The 3,511-nt window shown below is 27.2% G+C and carries 5 protein-coding genes; 4 read left to right on the forward strand and 1 reads right to left on the reverse strand.

Annotated features, from left to right (window positions below; genetic code table 11):
- The 4 genes from ACVC2P_RS10945 to ACVC2P_RS10960 form a co-directional block, all read left to right on the forward strand.
- On the forward strand, nucleotides 1–354 hold a 354-nt coding region (locus ACVC2P_RS10945), incomplete at its 5' end, for an AAA family ATPase (protein WP_452598511.1).
- Nucleotides 344–1,111 (forward strand): tRNA(His) guanylyltransferase Thg1 family protein, encoded by a 768-nt coding sequence (locus ACVC2P_RS10950; protein WP_452598512.1) that lies wholly within the window; start codon nucleotides 344–346, stop codon nucleotides 1,109–1,111. The genes ACVC2P_RS10945 and ACVC2P_RS10950, both read left to right, overlap by 11 nt.
- Nucleotides 1,112–1,132: 21 nt before the next feature.
- Entirely contained in the window at nucleotides 1,133–2,071 is a 939-nt protein-coding gene (locus ACVC2P_RS10955) for a hypothetical protein (RefSeq protein WP_452598513.1), read from the forward strand.
- 16 nt (nucleotides 2,072–2,087) lie between these two features.
- Complete coding sequence (locus tag ACVC2P_RS10960; protein WP_452598514.1) at nucleotides 2,088–2,687, forward strand: YdeI/OmpD-associated family protein; 600 nt, start codon at nucleotides 2,088–2,090, stop codon at nucleotides 2,685–2,687.
- Between the two features lie 31 nt (nucleotides 2,688–2,718).
- On the opposite strand, the gene ACVC2P_RS10965 is transcribed toward ACVC2P_RS10960, so the two are convergent.
- The coding region (locus tag ACVC2P_RS10965; RefSeq protein WP_452598515.1) for a substrate-binding domain-containing protein at nucleotides 2,719–3,511 on the reverse strand (793 nt) is incomplete at its 5' end.

Below are 3,511 nucleotides of genomic sequence, written 5' to 3' on the forward strand. Positions count from 1 at the left end.
GATTTGCTCAATACAAGAAATAAATTAAATCATTTTTTACAAACTTGCTTAAGTACACAGTCTAAATTTGTTATAGATAACACTAACCCAGAAATAAAAGATCGCTTAACATTTATTGAGATTGCAAAACAAAAAAAATATAAAGTTGTAGGCTATTATTTTAGTTCATCTATAGAAGAAGCTATTAAAAGGAATAATAAAAGAAAAGGTAAAGCTAAGATACCCAATATAGGTATAAAAGGATGTTACAGTAAACTGCAAATGCCTACATACAGTGAAGGTTATGACATGTTATATTATGTCTCTATTAAAAATAATGAATTTGTAATATCTGAATGGAAAAATGAAATTTGATGATCTAGATAAAAAACTACGAGTATATGAAACTGCTCATGATTTTTGTGTCCCTCCAAATATTTATATGGTAGCAAGAATAGATGGGAGAAGTTTTACAAAACTTACAAAAGTTACTTATGATTTTGAACGTCCTTTCGACAACAAATTTAGGGACATGATGATACAAACTGTGCTTCACCTTATGAACTGTGGTTTTAAAGTTATTTATGGCTTTACCGAGAGTGATGAGATCTCATTGCTATTTGATATTAATAATTCCCTATTTTCTAGAAAATTAAGAAAGTATAATTCTGTCCTTGCTGGAGAAGCAAGTGCAAAGTTCTCTGCATTATTAGGAGCTGTTGGTGCTTTCGATTGTAGGATATCACAACTTCCAAGACAAGAAGATGTTATTGATTATTTTAGATGGAGAAACGAAGATGCTCACAGAAATGCTTTAAATGCACACTGTTACTGGTTACTACGTAAACAAGGAAAATCTTCTATAGAGGCTACCAACGCTATAGAAGGCCAATCTACAGCCTTTAAAAATGAATTATTATTTAATAACGGTATTAATTTTAATAATTTACCAAATTGGCAAAAAAGAGGAATTGGATTTTACTGGGGTTCTGTAATGAAAGAAGGGTGGAACCCAATAAAACAACAAAAAGAACAAACTTATAGAAATGAAATAAAAATAGATATGAATCTTCCTATGGGAGACGATTATAATAAATATGTTTTTAATATTTTAAAACATCATAATAACTAATACTTATTCATGTAATATATAATGAAACAATACTTATTCATAATATCTATACTTCTATTATTTACAAGCTGTCAAAAAGAACTTGATGTTATACCAAAATATTCAAATTTTAAAACAGATTTAGAAGCAAAAAACATATTTAGCAATGTAAAAAAACTACAACAGTTTAGAGCGAATATAGATACTTTAAACACTAAAAAAACAGATAAACCAGTCCCTATTTTTACAGAAACTTATACTATAAATGGTAATGTAGAGAATACTGAATATTTTGATTTTTTCGGAAAAACACAACAAACTGTTCATACTGTTTATGATTCTAAAAATAATTTAATAAAATCCATTACTAAAAGTTCTGTTTTTCCTGAACACATGGTAAAATCAATAATTAGAGATAGTGTTACTAAAAAAGAAATACAAACTATTATTATTAATGATAGTATATATTTAAAAATTGTTTCTACTTATAATGCTAAAAATAAAATTATAGAAAAACTTAAAATAAATACACAAGACTCTATAAAAACAACTTATAGTTACAACACAAAAAACCAAATCATTAAAGAGACTACATTAGAAAAAAAAGCTACTATAATTAATACCTGTAGCTACAATAATGATGGTAATATTATTGAGTCTATAAATGGATCCAATTATTTTAGAGTAAAAACAACTTATACGTATAATAATGATAGGGTTTTTAAAATTACCGAACATAATATTGCTAAAGATGATAAAGCCTATTTAATGAGAGAGGTTATTTACGATAGGTATTATAACCCCATTAAAGAAAAACACTACGAAAACAATATATTAAAAGAAGAATTAAGGATTACATATAATTTTGATACTATTGGTAATTGGATAAAAAAAACGGTGGCTTTAAAATCGCATACATCCAATTCAAAAAAATTCATCCCAATTTATGTAGAAACAAGAACGCTTACCTATTGGGAATAACATTAAATTATTAATTATGAAAAAAGTTAATTCGGTTGAAGAATATATAGAAAATAATTCGCATTATGCAGAAGCCTTAACTTTATTACGAGAGATTTTAAATACTACAGAATTAGAAGAAGCTATAAAATGGAGCGCTCCTGTATATACCTTAAATGGTAAAAATGTTGTAGGTCTTGGTGCTTTTAAAAAACACTTTGGTATTTGGTTTTTTAATGGTGTCTTTTTAAAAGACGAACAGCAAGTATTAGTTAATGCTCAAGAAAATAAAACAAAAGCATTACGACAAATGCGTTTTGAGTCTATTGAAGCTATTAATAAAAATATTGTTTTATCGTACGTAAAAGAAGCTATAGAAAACCAAAAACTTGGAAAAGAAATAAAACCAGATCGCTCTAAGAAAGATACTATTATTCCTAAAGAGTTAAAATTAGAATTAGAATTAGATACTACTTTAAAAACAGCATTTAATAACTTATCGCCTTCTAAGCAACGTGAATATTGCGAGCATATAGCTACAGCAAAACGAGAGGCTACAAAACAATCTCGATTAGAAAAAATTAAGCCAATGATTCTTCAAAACAAAGGCCTACACGATAAGTATAAAAACTGTTAAACCATAAAGTATAAAGTACTATAATTTATATTTATTTTGTAGTTTCTCTTAAATGAAGGCTTACATCAATAATTTTAGTAGTAGGTTCTATTTTATCTTTACTTTCAAGTCTCTTTACTAACAGTCTTACAGAAGCTGCCCCAATGTCTTGTGAGTGTTGCGATACTGTAGACAGTTTAGGTGTTGTAAATTGTAATATATTTTCGTCTGAAAAACCTATTATTGATAAATTTTCGGGAATAGCATAGCCTCTTTTTTTAGCTTTATTTAAAGCAATTACTCCAGATACGTTGTCTATAGCAATTATACCATCTACATTTTTATAAGTTTCAAAAATAGAATCTACAGCAATTTCTAAATTATCTGCCTTAGAGATATTTACTACAAGGGGTGCATTTTTATAATTATTTTCATCTTCTATTGCTTGTAAGTATCCTTTAGTTCTTAATTTACCTACACTTAATTCTTCAATATTATTAATGAGCACTATTTGTTGCCTGCCTTCATCTATTAAATGTTTTGTTACTTTATAGGTAGCTTGAAAATCGTCTATAATTACTTTATCGCAGTCTACTTTTTCTGAAGTACGATCAAACATTACAATTGGCAATTTTCTATCTAAAATAGATTTAAAATGATTAGATTTTTGTTGTATTTGTGTTTCTTCTGCTATAGACATAATAAAGCCATCTACACTACCATTAGCTAATAAGTTTAAGCTATTAACTTCTTTATCGTACAACTCATTAGAAATACAAGTTATTAAACTATACCCTCGTTTTGAAGCTTCTTTTTCTATACCATATAATACTTTTGCAAAAAAG

This window comes from Pontimicrobium sp. MEBiC01747 (assembly GCF_053601635.1).

What these genes read in the sequence shown, in the direction of transcription:
- ACVC2P_RS10950 (WP_452598512.1), top strand. Translation starts at nt 344, where the DNA reads ATGAAATTTGATGATCTAGATAAAAAACTACGAGTATATGAAACTGCT.
- ACVC2P_RS10955 (WP_452598513.1), top strand. Translation starts at nt 1,133, where the DNA reads ATGAAACAATACTTATTCATAATATCTATACTTCTATTATTTACAAGC.
- ACVC2P_RS10960 (WP_452598514.1), top strand. Translation starts at nt 2,088, where the DNA reads ATGAAAAAAGTTAATTCGGTTGAAGAATATATAGAAAATAATTCGCAT.